At 61.4% G+C, this 18,730-nt stretch carries 17 protein-coding genes; 7 read left to right on the top strand and 10 right to left on the bottom strand.

Annotated features, from left to right (window positions below):
* Positions 1–475: 475 nt before the first annotated feature.
* Positions 476–631 carry a DUF3309 family protein gene (locus tag ACMGE0_RS10280; protein ID WP_105374655.1) on the top strand — a complete coding sequence of 52 codons (156 nt, stop codon included), beginning with the start codon at positions 476–478 and terminating at the stop codon, positions 629–631.
* 40 nt (positions 632–671) lie between these two features.
* A complete protein-coding gene (locus ACMGE0_RS10285; protein WP_436815748.1) occupies positions 672–926 on the top strand; it encodes a YMGG-like glycine zipper-containing protein in 255 nt (84 codons plus the stop codon).
* 250 nt (positions 927–1,176) lie between these two features.
* On the opposite strand, the gene ACMGE0_RS10290 is transcribed toward ACMGE0_RS10285, so the two are convergent.
* Together ACMGE0_RS10290 and ACMGE0_RS10295 are read right to left on the bottom strand one after the other, a co-directional pair.
* Positions 1,177–1,905 (bottom strand): beta-ketoacyl-ACP reductase, encoded by a 729-nt coding sequence (locus ACMGE0_RS10290; RefSeq protein ID WP_436815749.1) that lies wholly within the window; start codon positions 1,903–1,905, stop codon positions 1,177–1,179.
* Between the two features lie 142 nt (positions 1,906–2,047).
* On the bottom strand, positions 2,048–3,229 hold the full coding sequence (locus ACMGE0_RS10295; protein ID WP_436815750.1) for an acetyl-CoA C-acetyltransferase: 1,182 nt from the start codon (positions 3,227–3,229) through the stop codon (positions 2,048–2,050).
* 279 nt (positions 3,230–3,508) lie between these two features.
* Between ACMGE0_RS10295 and phaR the strand changes: the two genes are divergently transcribed.
* The gene (gene phaR, locus ACMGE0_RS10300; RefSeq protein ID WP_436815751.1) at positions 3,509–4,084 is read left to right on the top strand and encodes a polyhydroxyalkanoate synthesis repressor PhaR; all 576 of its coding nucleotides are present in this window, start codon (positions 3,509–3,511) and stop codon (positions 4,082–4,084) included.
* 109 nt (positions 4,085–4,193) lie between these two features.
* Here phaR and rpmF read toward each other — a convergent pair whose 3' ends face one another.
* The 3 genes from rpmF to mtgA all read right to left on the bottom strand — a co-directional run bounded on the left by rpmF (position 4,194) and on the right by mtgA (position 5,991).
* Complete coding sequence (gene rpmF, locus ACMGE0_RS10305) at positions 4,194–4,379, bottom strand: 50S ribosomal protein L32 (RefSeq protein ID WP_003535764.1); 186 nt, start codon at positions 4,377–4,379, stop codon at positions 4,194–4,196.
* A gap of 147 nt (positions 4,380–4,526) precedes the next feature.
* Positions 4,527–5,174, bottom strand: coding sequence for a glutathione S-transferase family protein (locus ACMGE0_RS10310; protein WP_436815752.1), 648 nt, complete (start codon positions 5,172–5,174; stop codon positions 4,527–4,529).
* A 70-nt stretch (positions 5,175–5,244) separates the two neighbouring features.
* Positions 5,245–5,991, bottom strand: a complete 747-nt coding sequence (mtgA, locus tag ACMGE0_RS10315; RefSeq protein ID WP_436815753.1) for a monofunctional biosynthetic peptidoglycan transglycosylase — start codon at positions 5,989–5,991, stop codon at positions 5,245–5,247.
* A gap of 131 nt (positions 5,992–6,122) precedes the next feature.
* On the opposite strand from mtgA, the gene ACMGE0_RS10320 reads away from it, so the two are divergent.
* A complete protein-coding gene (locus ACMGE0_RS10320) occupies positions 6,123–7,037 on the top strand; it encodes a polyprenyl synthetase family protein (RefSeq protein ID WP_436815754.1) in 915 nt (304 codons plus the stop codon).
* 17 nt (positions 7,038–7,054) lie between these two features.
* Complete coding sequence (locus ACMGE0_RS10325; RefSeq protein WP_436815755.1) at positions 7,055–7,696, top strand: LysE family translocator; 642 nt, start codon at positions 7,055–7,057, stop codon at positions 7,694–7,696.
* A gap of 19 nt (positions 7,697–7,715) precedes the next feature.
* On the opposite strand, the gene ACMGE0_RS10330 is transcribed toward ACMGE0_RS10325, so the two are convergent.
* The 3 genes from ACMGE0_RS10330 to ACMGE0_RS10340 form a co-directional block, all read right to left on the bottom strand.
* Positions 7,716–8,375, bottom strand: a complete 660-nt coding sequence (locus ACMGE0_RS10330; RefSeq protein ID WP_436815756.1) for a YiaD family glycine zipper/OmpA-like lipoprotein — start codon at positions 8,373–8,375, stop codon at positions 7,716–7,718.
* Positions 8,376–8,576: 201 nt separating this feature from the next.
* Positions 8,577–9,827, bottom strand: coding sequence for a flavodoxin-dependent (E)-4-hydroxy-3-methylbut-2-enyl-diphosphate synthase (ispG, locus tag ACMGE0_RS10335; RefSeq protein ID WP_436815757.1), 1,251 nt, complete (start codon positions 9,825–9,827; stop codon positions 8,577–8,579).
* Positions 9,828–9,956: 129 nt separating this feature from the next.
* Positions 9,957–11,144, bottom strand: a complete 1,188-nt coding sequence (locus ACMGE0_RS10340; RefSeq protein ID WP_436815758.1) for an MFS transporter — start codon at positions 11,142–11,144, stop codon at positions 9,957–9,959.
* A 210-nt stretch (positions 11,145–11,354) separates the two neighbouring features.
* Here ACMGE0_RS10340 and ACMGE0_RS10345 point away from each other — a divergent pair, with 210 nt between their 5' ends.
* Complete coding sequence (locus ACMGE0_RS10345; RefSeq protein WP_436815759.1) at positions 11,355–12,236, top strand: DMT family transporter; 882 nt, start codon at positions 11,355–11,357, stop codon at positions 12,234–12,236.
* Positions 12,237–12,239: 3 nt separating this feature from the next.
* Here ACMGE0_RS10345 and pyc read toward each other — a convergent pair whose 3' ends face one another.
* A complete protein-coding gene (gene pyc, locus ACMGE0_RS10350; RefSeq protein ID WP_436815760.1) occupies positions 12,240–15,701 on the bottom strand; it encodes a pyruvate carboxylase in 3,462 nt (1,153 codons plus the stop codon).
* A 132-nt stretch (positions 15,702–15,833) separates the two neighbouring features.
* Positions 15,834–16,574 (bottom strand): LuxR family transcriptional regulator, encoded by a 741-nt coding sequence (locus tag ACMGE0_RS10355; protein ID WP_436815761.1) that lies wholly within the window; start codon positions 16,572–16,574, stop codon positions 15,834–15,836.
* A gap of 310 nt (positions 16,575–16,884) precedes the next feature.
* On the opposite strand from ACMGE0_RS10355, the gene ACMGE0_RS10360 reads away from it, so the two are divergent.
* On the top strand, positions 16,885–18,654 hold the full coding sequence (locus ACMGE0_RS10360) for a glucan ABC transporter ATP-binding protein/ permease (RefSeq protein ID WP_436815762.1): 1,770 nt from the start codon (positions 16,885–16,887) through the stop codon (positions 18,652–18,654).
* Positions 18,655–18,730: the final 76 nt, after the last annotated feature.

An 18,730-nucleotide genomic window follows, 5' to 3' on the forward strand; every position in this document is an offset into this window, starting at 1 on the left:
TGTTCACGGCTATATATTGATGCGACTCACTTCTCCGCCACGACATCCTGAATCGGGGCGGCCTTCCGCTCTCGATCGGTGGAGCATCGTTCCCGCGGAGCGGTTTCATAGAGAATCGGAAGAGTCAATCCATTGATATGGTTAACCTTTTTTAAACAGATTCAGGGAGTTGGAGTATCCTCTGAGACGGGAATTAAGATTCGGACCAAAGCTGGAACGAATCGCCGACGAATCGCTCACATCTTCGTTTTCCGCTTTTGTTCTCACAAGATATGGTAGGTAAGCTTAAGGACGTGGCGCAAGAAAACTTCGAAAGGATCGCATCCATACGCGAATCGCCATGCACGTGTTAACGTCGACTAACGTCCTTTAACCACACGTGAGAGGACAAGGCCTTGGACCGCTGGAACAAAAATCGCTGAGCTACGTTTCCTCGCCAAATCCATACCGGATTGTCTAGCGGAGTGGAAAAATCATGCTCGGAACCATATTGCTCATCATCCTCATCCTGCTACTGATTGGCGCATTGCCGAATTGGGGTTATAGCCGAGGATGGGGCTATGGTCCGTCGGGCGGATTGGGCCTTGTCGTCTTGATCATCATCATCCTGCTGCTGATGGGCAGGATCTAAGAGCGGCGCAGCCGTATGTACCAAGGGAAGGGAAACTGACATGAAGAAGATTCTGATTGTGGGCTGCATGGTCGGCGCTCTGGCCTCCTGCACCTCCACTGAGCGCGGCACGGCGATCGGCGCCGGTACCGGCGCGGTGATCGGCGGTGTTGCCACCAATAGCTGGGGCGGTGCAGCGGTCGGCGCCGTTGCAGGCGGTCTCGTCGGCGCCGCAATCGGCGAATCCGAAAAGCGCCGCGGCTACTGCGTCTATCGCGACCGTTATGGCCGCACCTACGAGGCGCGTTGCCGCTGATCGCCGATCAGCAATCCAAGCCCTCAAGACCGGCGCCCGAGCAATCGGCGCCGGTTTTGTTTTATCTGCAAATCCTCGCCGTTAACCTCTTGGCCAAAGCCGAAACGAATCGCCGACGAATCGGCGACATCGCCCATTTCCCGGTTTGTTCACTACGATATGTCGTAGGAAAACAATATCTTAACCATAGAAATCGCAATCCCGAGCACGTTTCCTGGAACAACCCGGACGATAGGGTTAACGCCGGAAATCAGCCGGCCATGAACTGGCCGCCGTTTGCCGTGAGCGTCGATCCGGTGATAAAGCCTGCCTCGTCCGAGGCGAGGAACACGACGCACCGGGCGATCTCTTCCGGTTCGCCGAGCCGGCCGACCGGGATCTGCGGGATGATCCGCTCGTTCAGCACCTTTTCCGGCACCGCCCGCACCATTTCGGTGGCGATATAGCCGGGGCAGATCGCATTGACGGTGATGTTCTTCGCAGCGCCTTCCAGGGCCAACGCCCGGGTGAAGCCGAGATCGCCGGCTTTGGCGGCGGAATAGTTCACCTGCCCCATCTGCCCCTTCTGGCCGTTGATGGAAGAGATGTTGATGACGCGACCGAAGTTGCGGTCCCGCATGCCGGTCCAGACCGGATGCGTCATGTTGAAAAGGCCGGTGAGATTGGTGCCGACTACTTCGTTCCACTGGTCCGGGGTCATCTTGTGGAACATGCCGTCACGGGTGATGCCGGCATTGTTGACGAGGATCTCGACCGGGCCAAGTTCGGCTTCGACCCCGGCGATGCCTTCCACGCAGGCTTGATAGCTGGAGACGTCCCACTTGAAGACGGGGATGCCTGTCTCGTCGTGAAAGGCTCGCGCTTTTTCCTCGTTGCCGGCGAAATTGGCCGCAACACGATAACCCGCGGCCTTCAATGCGCTGGAAATCGCCGCGCCAATTCCCCGCGTTCCTCCCGACACTAATGCCACTCTGCTCATGCAGCCTTTCCCCTTCTCGTATCGCGCCGATCCTTCTACGTGATCGGATACTGACTTATTTTGACAGGCTTTCGTCAGAGCGATAGCCCGTCGCGAAGCCTGGCTACGCTGGCAGGCTAGCTATCCACAGACGCCACAGCCATCACATGGCTTCCAGGCACATGGCGACACCCATGCCGCCGCCTATGCAGAGCGTGGCAAGTCCCTTCCTGGCGGAACGGCGCTTCATCTCGAAGAGCAGCGTATTGAGGATGCGCGCACCGGAAGCGCCGATCGGATGACCGATCGCGATCGCGCCGCCATTGACGTTGACGATCGAAGGATCGAGGCCGAGATCCTTGGTGACGGCGCAGGATTGCGCTGCGAAGGCTTCGTTTGCTTCGACGAGATCTAGATCGCCAACCCGCCAGCCGGCCTTCTCCAGCGCCTTGCGCGAGGCAGGGATCGGCCCCGTTCCCATGATCTGAGGATCTACGCCGGCGGTTGCCCAGGAAACGATACGCACCATGGGCGTGATGCCCCGGCGGGCAGCTTCCTCTTCCGTCATCAGCACGGCTGCGGCCGCGCCGTCATTGATGCCGGACGCGTTGCCCGCCGTCACCGTACCTTCCTTGTCGAAGGCCGGGCGAAGTTTCGCCATGGCGTCGAGCGTCGCACCGGCGCGGATATATTCATCGTTCTCCACCGTCACGTCACCCTTCCTCGTCTGGATGACGTAGGGGATAATCTCGTCCCTGAAACGGCCGGCGACCTGGGCAGCCTCCGCCTTGTTCTGGGAAGAGACGGCGAACTGGTCCTGCTCCTCGCGGGAGAGCTGCCATTGGCGGGCGATGTTCTCCGCGGTGATGCCCATGTGATAGCCGTAAAAGGCGTCCGTCAGACCGTCCTTGATCATGGTGTCGACCATCTTGAAGTCGCCCATCTTCACGCCGCCGCGCAGATGTGCGCAGTGCGGCGCCATGGACATGGATTCTTGGCCGCCGGCGACGATGATCTTCGCATCCCCGAGCGCGATCTGCTGCATGCCGAGTGCCACGGCGCGCAGGCCCGAGCCGCAAAGCTGGTTGACGCCCCAGCCGGTCGCCTCCTTCGGCACGCCGGCCTTCATCGCCGCCTGACGGGCCGGGTTCTGGCCCTCGCCGGCCGGCAATACCTGGCCGAGGATGACCTCGTCCACTTCGGATGGATCGACGCCTGCGCGAAGAAGCGCGCCCTTGATCGCGGCAGCTCCCAGCTCATGCGCCGGGACATTGGCAAACGCGCCGTTGAAGGAGCCGACTGCGGTGCGCGCAGCGGCTGCGATCACGATGGATGGATTGGTCATGGACGTCTCCTCTTATTCGATCTTTGCCCGCGAGACTGACAAAGCTTGGTCCCAGAGTCAAACGCGCGCCAAACGAGCGTCAGACGAACGCCGAACGTTCAGCGGGCCCGCGAACGCTTTCGAAATGATCCTTAGATTCCGCGAATTTGCTGCGCAACAAAGCGATCGCCGCGCCGCACAAATCGATTGTCAGTCCGCGTCATTTAGGCTTACATTCCTGTCGGGAGAAGCATGCCATTCATAAAAACCAAACCATATCGACGGGAGCAGGAGGCAATCATGGCGAAGACCGAAGGCGAAATCATAATCAAGAAATATGCCAACCGGCGCCTCTACAACACGGGCACCAGCACCTACGTGACGCTGGAGGACTTGGCAAAGATGGTGAAAAAAGGCGAGGAATTCGTCGTCCAGGACGCCAAGACAGGCGAGGACATCACCCATTCCGTGCTAACGCAGATCATCTTTGAGCAGGAATCGAAGACGGGCAACACGCTGCTGCCGATCTCATTCCTGCGGCAGCTGATTTCCTATTACGGCGACCAGATGCAGATGGTCGTGCCGACCTTCCTCGAACACTCGATGAAGGCTTTCGCGGACCAGCAGACGCAGATGCGCGAGCAGATGACGCGCGCCTTCGGCGACACGCCGCTCGGAAAGAACCTGCAGGTCCCGATGCAGATGATGGAGGAGCAGGTACGCCGCAACACGGAAATGTTCCGCCAGGCTCTGCAGATGTTCTCGCCCTTCACCGCTCAGCCGCCGCAGCCCACTTCGAAAAAGGCGGATTCCAAGGATATCGACGAACTGAAGGAACAACTCCGCAACCTTCAGAGCCGGCTGGACAATCTCTAAGTCCGATCGAGACGTAGTGGCCGGCCGGGCGGATCGCGACGCCAAGGCACCACAGAAACAAAAAAGGCCGGCAAAGCCGGCCCTTCAAGCAAACTTCCGCAGCAAACGCTTACGCGTTTTCCTTCGGCGTCAGGACCTGGCGGCCACGATACATGCCGGTCTTCAGGTCGATGTGATGCGGACGGCGCAGTTCGCCCGAGTTCTTGTCTTCGATATAGGTCGGAGCCTTGAGTGCGTCAGCGGAGCGGCGCATACCGCGCTTCGACGGGCTCGTTTTTCTCTTCGGTACAGCCATTTCTGTTACTCCACTTCGTGCAAAACATGATCTCCGGCCGGAACTGAGGCCGAACTCATCACGTCTCGATCTCGGAAATTTGGCGGGCTTATACATGTCCGGCAGGGCTTTGACCAGTCCCTAGCCGGAATTTTTCGAGATTTCCGCCTATGCCTCGTCTTCCGGCACGATCCACGGTTCGGCCACGGCCGCTTCCTGCCATTTCAGCCAGGCCGGGTGCGACTTCACCGCCGCCATATAAGCGAGCGTTTCGTCGTCCGTCACCAGATCGTAGACATCGAAGCGGTTGACGACGGGTGCGAACATCGCATCCGCCCCGGTAAATGTACCGAACAGGAACGGACCGCCGGACTTCGTCCGAAGTTCACGCCAGATCGCCTCGATACGCGCCACATCCCCCATCACACCGTCCGGCAGATCGATCCTGCGCTTCGGCCGGCGGATGTTCATCGGGCAGGCACCGCGCAGCGCCCGGAAGCCGGAGAGCATTTCCATGGAAATCGAGCGGGCAACGGCGCGATCCGCCGCACTCTTCGGCCAGAGGCCCTTGTCGGGGAAAAGCTCGGCCACGTATTCGATGATCGCCAGCGACTCCCACACCCGGACATCGCCATGATGGAGCACCGGAACCCGGCCGGTGGGCGAGACCGGCTTGAATTTCGGATTGCCAGCCGGAAAATCGAAGGGGATCACCACGTCCTCGAAAGGAATCCCAGCCGCCGTCATCGCGATCCAGGGCCGGAAGGACCAGGAAGAATAATTCTTGTTGCCGATATAAAGGGTGAGCTTTTCCATGAGCCTCTCCGGTTGGTTCATTCAGGCTATAATCGCGTCAGCCGAATGCGACCAATGAAATCGCGAGAACTCAATCATAAATGCACTTGATGTAATCGCCGGAATTGCGCGCCCGCCGCTCGACCACGCCTGCCAGACGCTGAACGCCGCGGCTGGGTTTGCCGGCAACTCGAATGATCGGATTGGGAAGCGAGACGGCGAGCAGGGCCGCCTGGCGGGCGCTCAGTTTCGCGGCAGATGTCTTGAAATGATACTGGGCTGCCGCCTCCGCGCCGTAGATGCCCGGCCCCCATTCGGCGACGTTGAGATAGATTTCCATCATCCGCCGCTTCGACCAGACGAAATCGGCGCCGATCGCAAGCGGCAGTTCGAGCCCCTTCCTGATGAAGGAACGGCCATTCCAGAGGAACAGGTTCTTCACCGTCTGCATCGGAATGGTGCTGGCCCCTCGCGTCGCCTCGCCTTCGAGAGCGTCCGCCACCACGCCGCGCATCTGAGCCCAGTCGATCCCGCCGTGGAAACAGAATTGCCCATCCTCCGACATCATCACCGAACGAACGAGATTCGGAGAAATGTCCTCGAGGCTGACCCAGCGCCGGTCGTAGCCGCGCAACAGCGCCAGTTCCGACAGCATCAGCGTCGAGACGGGGCGGATGAACGGCAGGGCATAGATGAGGATCAGCAGATAGGGCAGCAGTACGAGGACGAGCGCCACCTGCACGATCCGCCGGATCACCCCGCTGGGAAATAGGCGCCGGCGCCGTCCGACCCTCACGGGCTCCTCCTCCTGCGCGTGCTGTTCGGGCGTAATGTCCAATATCCCGCTCGTCCCTTGTTTCGGGTTTCATAGCCGCTGAACGAAGCCAAGGCCAGTCTGCTGCCGAAAACTTCCCGTGACGCGATAGATCGCCGTTGCCAGCCGGCAGTCGGCATGTCAAACAGCGGGCCATGACGGACACGACGACCGCATTCGAGAGACGCCTGCGGCAGAGCGCCGCCGAGACGGAAGCCCTGCTTTCGTCGCTGCTGTCCGATACCCGTCTCTCCGGTGAGATCGCCCGCCCGCCACACCTCATGGCCGCCATGCGCCACGGATCGCTAAATGGCGGAAAACGGCTCCGGCCGTTCCTCGTCCGCGAGAGCGCTGCCCTGCTCGGCGGACCGTCCGACGCTGCACTCCGGATCGGCGCGGCGCTCGAATGCCTCCATTGCTATTCGCTGATCCATGACGACCTGCCTGCCATGGACGACGACGACCTGCGCCGCGGCCGCCCGACCGTGCACAAGGCCTTCGACGAGGCGACCGCGATCCTTGCCGGCGACAGCCTGCTCACCTATGCCTTCGACATCATCGCCGCGCCGGAAACCGAGCTCACCGACCGGCTGAAGGCGGAGCTCGTCCTTGCCCTTGCCCGAGCCGCCGGGCCCGGCGGCATGGCGGGTGGACAGGCGCTCGATCTCGCTGCTGAGAGGAACCCGCCGGATGAAGCCGGCATCGTGACGCTGCAGGCGATGAAGACCGGTGCGCTCCTGCGCTTCGCCTGTGAGGCAGGTGCCATCATCGCCGGATCGGACCCCGAGCATCGCGACCGATTGCGGGCTTTCGGCCGGAAGATCGGCCTCGCCTATCAGCTCGCCGACGACCTTCTCGACCTGACCTCCGACGCCGCGACCCTGGGCAAGGCGACGGGCAAGGACGCCGCCCGCGGCAAAGGCACGCTCGTCGCGCTGCATGGCAAGGCCTGGGCCGAGGAACGGCTCGACACTCTGACGAAGGAGGCCGTCGATCTGCTTGCGCCTTACGGCGAAAAGGCGCTTATTCTGCAGGAGACGGCACGCTTCATCGCCAGCCGGAACAACTAACACCTCCGGGGGAAAGCATGCCGGACGTCCTGAGTTACCTGCTATATATGTGGCCGGCCTATGTCGCCTATATCATCAACGTCGCAAGCCCTGGCCCGGCCAATTTCGCTATCATCGGCGCCTCGATCTCACAGGGCCGCCGTGCCGGACTGATCACGGCACTTGGCATCAGCTGCGGTTCCTTCACCTGGGCTTGTGCCGCAGCACTGGGCCTTGCGACCCTGCTGCGCAACTACGCCATCGCATTGGAAATCCTGAAGGTGCTGGGCGGCCTCTATCTGATTTATCTCGCCTGGAAGGCATATAAATCGGCTCGCCTGCCCGATTCCAAAGCGGTGATCGGCAATAGCAAGACAAGCTATACCGCCCGCCAGCTCTGGCTGCGCGGTTATGCAATCCACGTTACCAATCCGAAGGCGATCTTCGCCTGGCTGGCGATTATCTCCCTCGGCCTGCCGCAAAACGCACCGACCGCGGCAATCGTCCTGATTGTCGGCGTCTGCATCACCTCCAGCCTGATGATCTTCATCGGCTATGCAATGCTTTTTTCGACACCGCATGCACTGCGCGGCTACAAGGCCGCGCGGCGCTGGATCGAAGGCACGATGGCGATCTTTTATAGCGCCGCCGGCCTGAAGTTACTGACGAGCCGCATCTGAGCGGCTCGCCCTTTTTCAATCAGCCTTGCGTGATGGGCGCGATCTGCACTTCGACGCGGCGGTTCTGCGCACGCCCGTCGGGCGTCGCGTTGGAAGCGACCGGCTGCGACGGACCGAAGCCCATCGTCGACATGCGCCGCTGATCGACGCCGCGGCTTGCCAGATAGTTCGCGACGGAAGCGGCGCGGCGCTCGGACAGCCCCTGGTTATGCTGCAGGCTGCCGGTCGAATCCGTATGGCCGTTCACGTCGATATAGGTCTTGCCGAACTTGTTGAGCACGATAGCGACGGAATCCAGCGTGCGGTAGAAGGGCGGGATCACCTGGTCCTGGTCAGTCGCAAAGGTGATGTTCGACGGCATGTTGAGGATGATGCGGTCGCCGGCGCGGGTGACGGAAACACCGGTGCCCTGCAGCTGCGCGCGCAGTTCGGCCTCCTGGCTGTCCATATAGTTGCCGATCGCCCCGCCGGCCAGACCGCCGATGGCGGCGCCGATCAGCGCGTTGCGGCCCTTGTTGCCGCCGCCGATGACCAAGCCGCCAAGCGCACCGAGGCCGGCGCCGATGGCCGCACCGCCGGCGGTATTGGAAACCTTTTGTTCTCCCGTATAGGGATCGGTCGTGGTGCAGGCAGAAAGATAGGTCGCGCAAAGCGCGACGATTGCGATTTTCTTGAGCATGTAAATCGATGTCCCCGTCGTCTGTGGCGACATCTCATTTACCATGAATTGCGGCAATAGCGAGGAGGGACGGCATGTCCTTGCCGTTGACCACAGACGAAGAAGCGGACCTGCGTTTCCGGTGCATTATCCGCCGTCAACAGCAGGACTCGATTTCATGCTACATAGCCCTAGGCGACAATCGCCTGAGGGCGCAAGCGGCTATTCCGCTGCCGTCTTCTGGCCGAAACGGCTTTCGATATAGTCGATCACCAGCTTCTCGAAATCGGCCGCGATATTAGGTCCCCGCAGCGTCATCGCCTTCTTGCCGTCGATGAAGACCGGGGCTGCCGGCGTTTCGCCGGTGCCCGGCAGCGAGATGCCGATATCCGCATGCTTGCTTTCGCCCGGGCCGTTGACGATGCAGCCCATGACCGCGACGTTGAGCGCCTCGACGCCCGGATATTTCTCGCGCCAGACCGGCATGTTCTTGCGGATGTCGTTCTGGATGTTCTGCGCAAGTTCCTGGAAGACGGTCGACGTGGTGCGGCCGCAGCCGGGACAGGCGGCGACGACCGGGACGAACTGCCGGAAACCCATGACCTGCAGAAGCTCCTGCGCCACCTGCACCTCGCGGGTGCGGTCGCCGTTCGGCTCCGGCGTCAAGGAAACGCGGATGGTATCGCCGATGCCCTGCTGCAGCACATAACCCATGGCGGCCGAGGAGGCGACGATGCCCTTCGATCCCATGCCGGCCTCGGTGAGGCCCAGATGCAGCGCATGGTTGGAGCGCTCTGCAAGCATGGAATAGACGGCGATCAGGTCCTGCACCTGGCTGACCTTGGCCGACAGGATGATGCGGTTGCGCGGCAGGCCGATCTGTTCCGCCAGCTCGGCCGAAATCAAAGCCGACTGCACGATCGCCTCATGCATGACCTGGCGGGCCGAGAGCGGCGAACCCTGCTCCTGATTGCGGTCCATCAGCGTCGTCAGGAGATCCTGGTCGAGCGACCCCCAGTTGACGCCGATGCGCACCGGCTTGTCATAACGGATCGCCATCTCGATGATGTCGCCGAACTGCTTGTCCTTCTTGTCCTTGAAGCCGACATTGCCCGGGTTGATGCGGTATTTCGCGAGGGCCTCGGCGCAGGCGGGATGGTCGGCGAGCAGCTTGTGGCCGATATAGTGGAAATCGCCGACCAGCGGCACGTCCATGCCGAGACGCAGCAGCCGCTCGCGGATTTTCGGCACGGCAGCGGCGCTCTCGTCGCGGTCGACGGTGATGCGGACGATTTCGGAGCCTGCCCTATAGAGCGCAGCGACCTGAGCCACCGTCGCATCCACATCCGCTGTATCCGTGTTGGTCATCGACTGGACGACGACGGGCGCACCGCCACCGACGATAACGCCGCCGACATCGACGGCAACGGTAGCGCGGCGAGGCTTCGGATCGTAATCGACGGGTGAGGACATGCAGCTTCTCATCGCCTTGGAATTAGGAGCGCCTTTCAGGTGGCTTATGGCTTGCGGCTTGTCAACAGTCAGGATGCTCACTTTATCGCGCCGCCTGACGGCTTGCCGGCCCAGCAGGCCGACATGGTATCAATGATGGGCATTGTCCGCATGTCTGGCGAGGCGCGACAGCAGAAGCACGACAAGGATCAGTGCCGACAGGCCGGCGAAAATCGCCGCAAGCCCCGTATGCTCGGCGATGAAGCCGATCGCCGAAGGCGCCACCAGGATGCCGGAATAGCCCATGGTCGTGACGACGGAAAGACCGACACCGGCCGCCATGCCCGGCATGTTTCCCGCGGCCGAAAATGCGATCGGCACGATGTTGGAAATGCCGATGCCGGTGAGCGCGAAACCGGCGATCGCGATCGATGCGTTGGGTGCGAACCCGATCACCAGCAAGCCGAGAATGGATATGACCGCACACACGCGTAGCGTCAGGACGGCGCCGAAACGGTCGCGGATGAGATCACCGGCAAAACGCATCGTCGCCATGGTGAGCGAGAAGGCTGCGAAGGCAAAGCCGGACAGGGTCACGGACGCTCCGAGTTCATTGCGCATATAGAGCGCCCCCCAATCGAGGATCGAGCCTTCCGGGATCATGCAGAACAGCGCCATGATGCCGATCAGCCAGGGAAGCGGAGAGAGCGGCAGACGGCTACCGCCGCGCTTGTGTTCGTCCGGATGCGGCGCGTCGTGCAAGACGATCCGCCAGGCAGCGACGATCATCAGTGCGGCGAGGATTGTGACAAGGATCGCATGCGCCGAAACGCCGATATGCTCGATCAGAAAACCGCCCGTCGAAGAGCCCAGGAGGCCGCCAAGGCTCCAGAAGGCGTGACAGGAAGACATGATGGCCCGGCGCATGTGTTTCTCGACCGCAACCGCGTTCGCGTTCATCGCGACGTCCATCGCACCGATCAGTCCGCCGAACAGGAAAATCGCCACGGCTCCGGCCCATATGTTCCCGACCCAGGTGAGAAGCAGCAGCGTCGGCGTGAGCAGGACGGATGAGTACTTGGAAACGCGGCTGGAACCGAACCGGGCGATCTGGCTGCCGGCAAGCGGCATCATCACCAGCGACCCCAGGCCGAAGATCAGGATCATCAAGCCAAGCGTGCTTTCGCTCAATCCGAGACGGCTGGCGAATTCCGGGATCTTCGGAGCCCAGGCGCCGACCATGAAGCCGTTCATCAGGAAAAGCAGCGCCACGCCCACGCGTTCGCGGGTGATGAAGGCGCGAGCTTCGGAGGGACGGGTGGCGGCACGGGTATCCATGAATCAATCCTCAGGTTGCGGCGATCATCATTTAAATCGATTGAATTTGCAACGGGTCTAGGCGCTCCCCGTCTCACAAATTGTATCTGAAGGAAACCTGAACAACCCCCCGGAGCCGAGATTGACAGTCGCGGCAAACTCCGGTTTCTGAGATCAAACCTGCATTCATTTCAGCCCCAACCATAGTCCGGTACGCGGGCCCGGTGTCCTTTGAAAACTCCCTACGGCCTCGGCATCCTGCTGATCACGCTCTCCTATTTCATCTTCAGCAGCCATGATGCCGTCATCAAACTGCTCGTCGAGTCCGTCACCGTCTGGCAGATTCTGTTCTTTCGCAGCGTCACGGTCGTCCTCTGCTGTCTCTTCATCGGCGGGAGGCGTCTTGCCAAGCGGGCAGCCACCTCCAACATCGTCAAGCCGATGGCGGTGCGCAGCCTGTTCCTCATCACCGCCTGGCTTTCCTATTACACCGCTGCGAAATCCCTCCAGCTCGGCGAACTCACCACGCTCTATTTCGCGGCACCGGTCGTTGCCACGCTGCTGGCCGGTCCCATGCTGAAGGAACATGTCACGCTCGCCCGCTGGGTGGCCGTCATCGTCGGTTTCGCAGGCGTCGTCGTCGCCAGCAATCCGGTGGGACTCACGATTTCGCTTCCCGTCTACCTGGCGCTGCAGGCCGCCTGCCTCTGGGCGTTCTCGACCGTGCTGCTCCGGCGCACCGCCTTGCACGAAACGAGCCTCGTACAGATGACGATCACCAATTTCTTCTTCATCGTGCTGACCGCCGGCATGCTGATCGTCGAGTGGAAGGACGTCGATTTTGCCACGACCGCCATGCTGTTCGGCGTCGGACTGCTCGGAGGCTTGGCCCAATACACCTTTTTCGAAGGCATGCGGCGGGCGCCGGTTTCGGTGCTGGCGCCTTTCGAATATACGGCGCTCGTCTGGGCCTTCGTGCTCGGATACTTGATCTGGGGCGATGTGCCCGCCGCCAATGTGACGCTGGGTGCAATCCTTATCGGCGGCGCCGGCCTGCTGATCATTTTCGGCGAGCGGTTCGGCCGAAAAATCCGGACGAGCGACGGCGGCTAAAAATCAGCCGCTGTAAACGATCAGCAGATCCTTGGCATCGATCTGGTCGCCGGCCTTGACGAGCACTTCGGCGATGGTGCCGTCCTTTTCGGCGTGGAGGGCCGTTTCCATCTTCATGGCCTCGATGGAGAGCAGCACGTCGCCGGCCTTCACCGACTGGCCGGCGGAAACGGCGACCGTCGAGATCACGCCCGGCATCGGCGCGCCGAGATGGGCGGCATTGCCGGTCTCCGCCTTGCGGCGCACGGCCCCGCCGGAGGCACCATGCGCCCGGTCCGGCACCTTGATGCGGCGCGGCTGGCCGTTCAGCTCGAAGAAGACCGTCACCATCCCTTGAGCATCGGTGGCGCTCATCGCCTGGTTGACGACGACCAGCGTCTTGCCCTTCTCGATATCGGCGAACAGCTCCTCGCCGTCGGCAAGACCGTAGAAATAGGCATGCGTCGGCAGGACCGAGACCGGCCCATAGGTGTCGGCGGCCAGGGCGAAATCCGTGAACACCTTCGGATACATGAGGTAGGAGGCGAATTCGAAGTCGTCGACCTTGCGCTCGAGCTTGCCCTCGATGACTTTCCGCTCCGCATCGAGATCGGCCGGCGGCAGAAGCGAACCCGGCACGGCCGTATAGGGCTGTTCGCCTTTCAGCGCCTTTTTCTGCAGCGCCTCCGGCCAACCGCCCGGCGGCTGGCCGAGATCGCCCTTCAGCATCGAGACCACCGATTCAGGGAAGGCTATGTCCTTGGCGGGGTTCTCGACATCGGCGACGGTCAAGTCCTGCGAGACCATCATCAGCGCCATGTCGCCGACCACCTTCGAGGACGGCGTCACCTTGACGATATCGCCGAACATCCGGTTGGCGTCCGCGTAAGCCTGCGCCACCTTGTGCCACTTGGTCTCGAGCCCGAGCGAGCGGGCCTGTTCCTTGAGGTTGGTGAACTGGCCGCCCGGCATTTCGTGCAGGTAGACTTCCGAAGCGGGTCCCTTGAGGTCGCTCTCGAAGGCGGCGTACTGGCCCCGCACCGCTTCCCAATAGAAGGAGATGCGGCGGATCCATTCCGGATCGAGGCCGGGATCGCGCTCGCTGCCCGAAAGCGCTTCGACGATCGAGCCGAGGCAGGGCTGCGACGTATTGCCGGAGAGCGCGTCCATCGCGGCATCCACGGCATCGACGCCCGCTTCGACGGCCGCAAGCGCGGTGGCCGCCGAGATGCCGGACGTGTCGTGCGTGTGGAAATGGATCGGCAGCGAGGTCGCCTCGCGCAGCGCCTTGAACAAGACCTTGGCAGCAGCGGGCTTCAAGAGGCCGGCCATGTCCTTGACGGCAATGATATGCGCGCCGGCCTTTTCCAGCTCCTCGGCGAGAGCCACGTAATATTTGAGGTCGTATTTCGGTCGCGCGCTGCTGAGCAGATCGCCCGTATAGCAGATCGCCGCCTCGCAGAGCCTGTTCTCCTCCTGGACCGCATCCATCGAGACGCGCATGTTCTCGACCCAGTTCAGGCAATCGAAGACGCGGAAGAGGTCGATGCCCCCCTTCGCCGCCTGACGGACGAAGTACTTCACCACGTTATCCGGATAGTTCTTGTAGCCGACGCCGTTGGCGCCACGCAGCAGCATCTGCAGAAGCAGGTTCGGCGCTCCCTCGCGGATCAGCGCCAGCCGCTCCCACGGGTCTTCGGTAAGAAATCGCATGGAAACGTCGAAGGTCGCCCCGCCCCAGCATTCCAGCGAGAAGAGGTCGGGAAGCGCCCGCGCATAGACGCCGGCAACCCGCGCGATGTCATAGGTGCGCATGCGGGTCGCGAGCAAGGACTGGTGCCCGTCGCGCATGGTCGTGTCGGTCAAAAGCACGCGCTGTTCGTTGCGCATCCATTCCGCGAACTTCCTTGGACCGAGCGCATCGAGCTTCTGTTTCGTGCCGTCCGGGATGGGTCCGTTGATATAGGGCAGAACCGGCCTTGCCGCCTGCTCCGAAGGCATCGGCCGGCCCTTTACCTCCGGGTGGCCGTTGACGGTGACGTCGGCCAGATAGGTGAGCAGCTTGGTCGCCCGGTCGGCCCGCTTCACCTGTTCGAAGAGCTCCGGTGTCGTGTCGATGAACCGTGTCGTATAGGAATTGTCGCGGAACTTCGGGTGGCCGATGATCGCTTCCAGGAAGGTGAGGTTGGTCGCCACGCCGCGGATGCGGAACTCGCGCAATGCTCGGTCCATGCGGCTGATCGCTTCCTGCGGCGTTCCGCCGGAGGCGGTCACCTTGACGAGCAGCGGATCGTAATAGCGGGTGATCACCGCGCCGGAATAGGCAGTGCCGCCATCGAGGCGGATGCCGAAACCGGCCGCCGAGCGATAGGCGGTGATGCGGCCATAGTCCGGGATGAAGTTGTGCTCCGGATCTTCCGTGGTGATCCGGCACTGCAGGGCATGGCCGTTGAGGCGGATGTCCGCCTGTTTCGGCACGCCCGATTCCGGCGTGCCGATCGCCGCTCCTTCGAGGATGTGGATCTGCGCCTTGACGATGTCGATGCCGGTGACGACTTCGGTCACCGTATGCTCGACCTGGATGCGCGGGTTCACCTCGATGAAGTAGAATTTGCCGGTATCGGCATCCATCAGGTATTCGACGGTGCCGGCGCCGATATAGTTCGTCGCCTTGGCGATCTTCAACGAATAGCTCGCCAGCTCCTGGCGCTGGGCTTCGGTGAGATAAGGCGCCGGAGCGCGCTCCACCACCTTCTGGTTGCGGCGCTGGATCGAACAGTCACGTTCAAAGAGGTGCACCGCATTGCCATGCGTGTCGCCGAGAATCTGGCTTTCCACGTGGCGGGCGCGCTCGACGAGCTTTTCCAGATAGACTTCGTCCTTGCCGAAGGCGGCCATCGCCTCGCGCTTGGCTTCCGTCACCTCCCGCCCCAGATCTGCCTCGGAGCGGATGACGCGCATGCCGCGACCGCCGCCGCCCCAGGACGCCTTCAGCATCACCGGATAGCCGATCGCCGCGGCCATCTTCGCCACCTCTGCCATATCGTCCGGCAGCGGTTCGGTCGCCGGCACGACCGGCACTCCCACGGAGACCGCCAGGTTGCGGGCGGCGACCTTGTTGCCGAGCTGGCGCATCGTTTCCGGCGTCGGGCCGATGAACGTGATACCTGCATCGTTGCAGGCCTCGACGAATTCCGGGCTTTCGGACAGGAGGCCGTAGCCGGGATGGATGGCATCGGCGCCGGAAAGCTTCGCGACCCGGATCACTTCCGGAATGGAAAGATAGCTCTCGATCGGACCCATGTCCTTCGACAGATGCGGGCCACGCCCCACCTGATAGCTCTCGTCCGCCTTGAAGCGATGCAGCGAGAGCTTGTCCTCCTCCGCCCAGATCGCGACCGTTTTGATGCCCAGCTCATTGGCCGCGCGAAACACGCGGATGGCGATTTCAGAGCGGTTGGCAACGAGAATCTTCGAAATCGGCAAAACGGACCTCCCCAGGCGCCATCGAGAAAATGCTGCACTGCAAAGAAATCAGTATCGCCTTAATCAAGCAAGTGCAATTTACCAAAGAGCGGGATGTCAAATTTATGTCGCATGCATCAAATGGGCTTGCGCTCAGATGACGAGCCCCAGACGAAAGGCGGAGGCGACCACGTGCTGCCTGTTCTTGGCCTTCAGCTTTTCCTGGAGTCCATTGATGTACCAGTCCACCGTATGGCTGGAAATGTCCAGCGACTTGGCGATCTCGTTGGAGGTCAGGCCATCGGCCAGCAGCACGATGACTTCCATTTCCCGGCGGGTGAGCTGGGTGTCCACCTTTGCGACGGCCTCCAGTTCTTCCGCCCGGCCGCGCAGTTCCATGAAACGCCAAAAGATTTTCTTGGCTGCCGCATCGAAGAGCGCCAATTCGGCTGGAGAGAGATCCACGGGCCGGCCGCAGACCGTCATATTGCCGAGCAGCCCGTTGCGGCCATGCACCGGGAAAATATAGCCGTCCAGAAGGCCATAGCGCACGCCCTCTTGCATCATCCGCTGCATACGCTGCCGATGGGGATCGTTTTTCAGTTTCGTGACCGCGTCGCGCCAGCGGAAGGGCCTCTGGGCAATGCTGAGCATGCGAATGGTCGGATCGACGAGAACGTATTTGCGCCCTACATAGATTTCCGACCAGCCTTCCGGCCAGCGGCTGGCGAGAGACAGATTTACAGGATCTTGATTGAAGCGCGGCTGGATGAGGAGACCATAATATTCAAAGCCATAAGCTTTCAGCAGGGATTCCAGTTGGCCCGTCAGTTCCGCTTCCGTCTTGGCTTCTTCTGCAAGTACCAGAAGTTGTACGAGTAATTGAATGTTCAAGACTTGGCCCCCGAATGCTAATTCAAACGCTTTTCGCTTTACGTTAATTTTCAGTTACTTCCCGCTTTCATAGTCAATTAGCATAGTTAGCATTCATTGAAGGTATACCGCTAAATCTAGCCCCCTTGGCGGCTTTGCAGGAATTATTTGCGCCTCGGCTAAAACACGGAATTCGCGAAGCCTTGCTCTCGGTGAAACATTTCTGGCAGAAGGATATTATCTCCTGCGTCGGTCGCGGAATTGCCGTTTCCGACCTTTACGTTCCGGGCGCCGCCGCCATGGCGGCTCTATATCGATGAGGTTGCGCCAGTTGACGCTGTTCCAGGTTTATGCACGAGCTCTCAAATATCTGGCCAAAAACCGTTGGCGGGTAACTGCGGTCGTTATTGCCAATATCGTGCTTGCCGTCATTACCATTGCCGAACCGATTCTGTTCGGCCGGATCATCGATGCGATTTCGTCCGGCAGCGCCGTAACTCCCGTATTGATGCTGTGGGCCGGGTTCGGCGTCTTCAACACCGTCGCCTATGTGCTCGTCGCCCGCGAAGCAGACCGGCTCGCCCACGGCCGGCGGGCATCGCTGCTGACCGAGGCTTTCGGACGCATCATTTCCATGCCCCTCGCCTGGCATCATCAGCGGGGCACGTCCAACGCGCTGCATACGCTGCTGCGTGCGGCCGAAAGCCTGTTCGGCCTCTGGCTGGAATTCATGCGCACCCACCTTGCAACGGCGGTAGCCCTCGTTCTCCTGGTCCCGACCGCGATTTCCATGGATTGGCGGCTCAGCATCGTACTTTTGGTGCTGAGCGTCCTTTACTGGGTCATCGGCGTTACGGTGATGAACCGGACGAAGGAAGGACAGGCTTCGGTCGAGAACCACTACCATAACGTCTTTTCCCATGTAAGCGACTCGATCAGCAACGTTTCCGTGCTGCACAGCTACAATCGTATCGAGGCGGAAACCAAAGCATTGAAGGACTACACCAAAGACCTGCTTGCCGCCCAATATCCCGTGCTTGACTGGTGGGCGCTTGCGAGCGGCCTCAACCGCACCGCCTCGACGGTGTCCATGGGTGTCATCCTGGTCATCGGGACCGTTCTGGTGCAGCAGGGGGAAATCCGTGTCGGCGACGTCGTCGCCTTCATCGGCTTCGCGAATTTGCTGATCGGCCGCCTCGATCTGTTGCGTCAGTTCGCCACCCAGATATTCGAAGCGCGCGCCAAGCTCGAGGATTTCTTCGCACTCGAGGATTCCGTCGAAGAGCGCGCCGAACCGGCGAGCGCCCGCGAACTCGGCGACGTCCGGGGTGAGGTGGAGTTCCGCAACGTCTCGTTCGGCTTTGCCAATACGAGCCAGGGCGTGCATGACATTTCCTTCACCGCCAGGGCGGGAGAAACGGTAGCGATCGTCGGCCCGACCGGAGCCGGCAAGACGACCCTCATCAATCTCCTGCAACGGGTTTATGATCCTCAAGAGGGAAAAATTCTGATCGATGGCACCGATACCGGAACGGTGACGCGCAAATCGTTGCGCCAATCCATCGCCACCGTCTTCCAGGATGCCGGCCTCCTGAACCGTTCGATCAGCGAGAACATCCGCCTCGGCCGCGAAGGAGCGACCGAGGAGGAGATCGTCGCGGCGGCAGAGGCTGCCGCCGCGACCGAATTCATCGAGAGCCGGCTCACCGGCTACGACACCTCGGTCGGCGAACGCGGCAACCGCCTTTCCGGGGGCGAACGCCAGCGCATCGCAATCGCCCGCGCCATCCTCAAGAACGCACCGATCCTGGTACTCGACGAGGCAACCAGCGCGCTTGACGTGGAGACGGAAGCCCGCGTCAAGGCGGCGATCGACAGACTGCGCAAGAACCGCACGACCTTCATCATCGCCCACCGGCTATCGACGATCCGCGACGCCGACAAGGTGATCTTCCTCGACAACGGCCGGATCGCCGAAATGGGCAGCTACGACGAGCTCAGCCATCTCGGCGGGCGCTTCGCTTCGCTTCTGAGAACCAGCGGCCTCCTGGGCGATGAGGATGAACATGATGAGGCCGGGTCGGTCGCGCAGCCCGCCTGACCGCATCCGGAATACAGACGAAAAACCCGCCGCCATGTGAATGTGAATGGCGGCGGGTTTTGTTTTGATTGATCCT

Origin of the sequence: Neorhizobium descurainiae (genome assembly GCF_051400715.1) — a bacterium.
Classification (GTDB): domain Bacteria; phylum Pseudomonadota; class Alphaproteobacteria; order Rhizobiales; family Rhizobiaceae; genus Neorhizobium.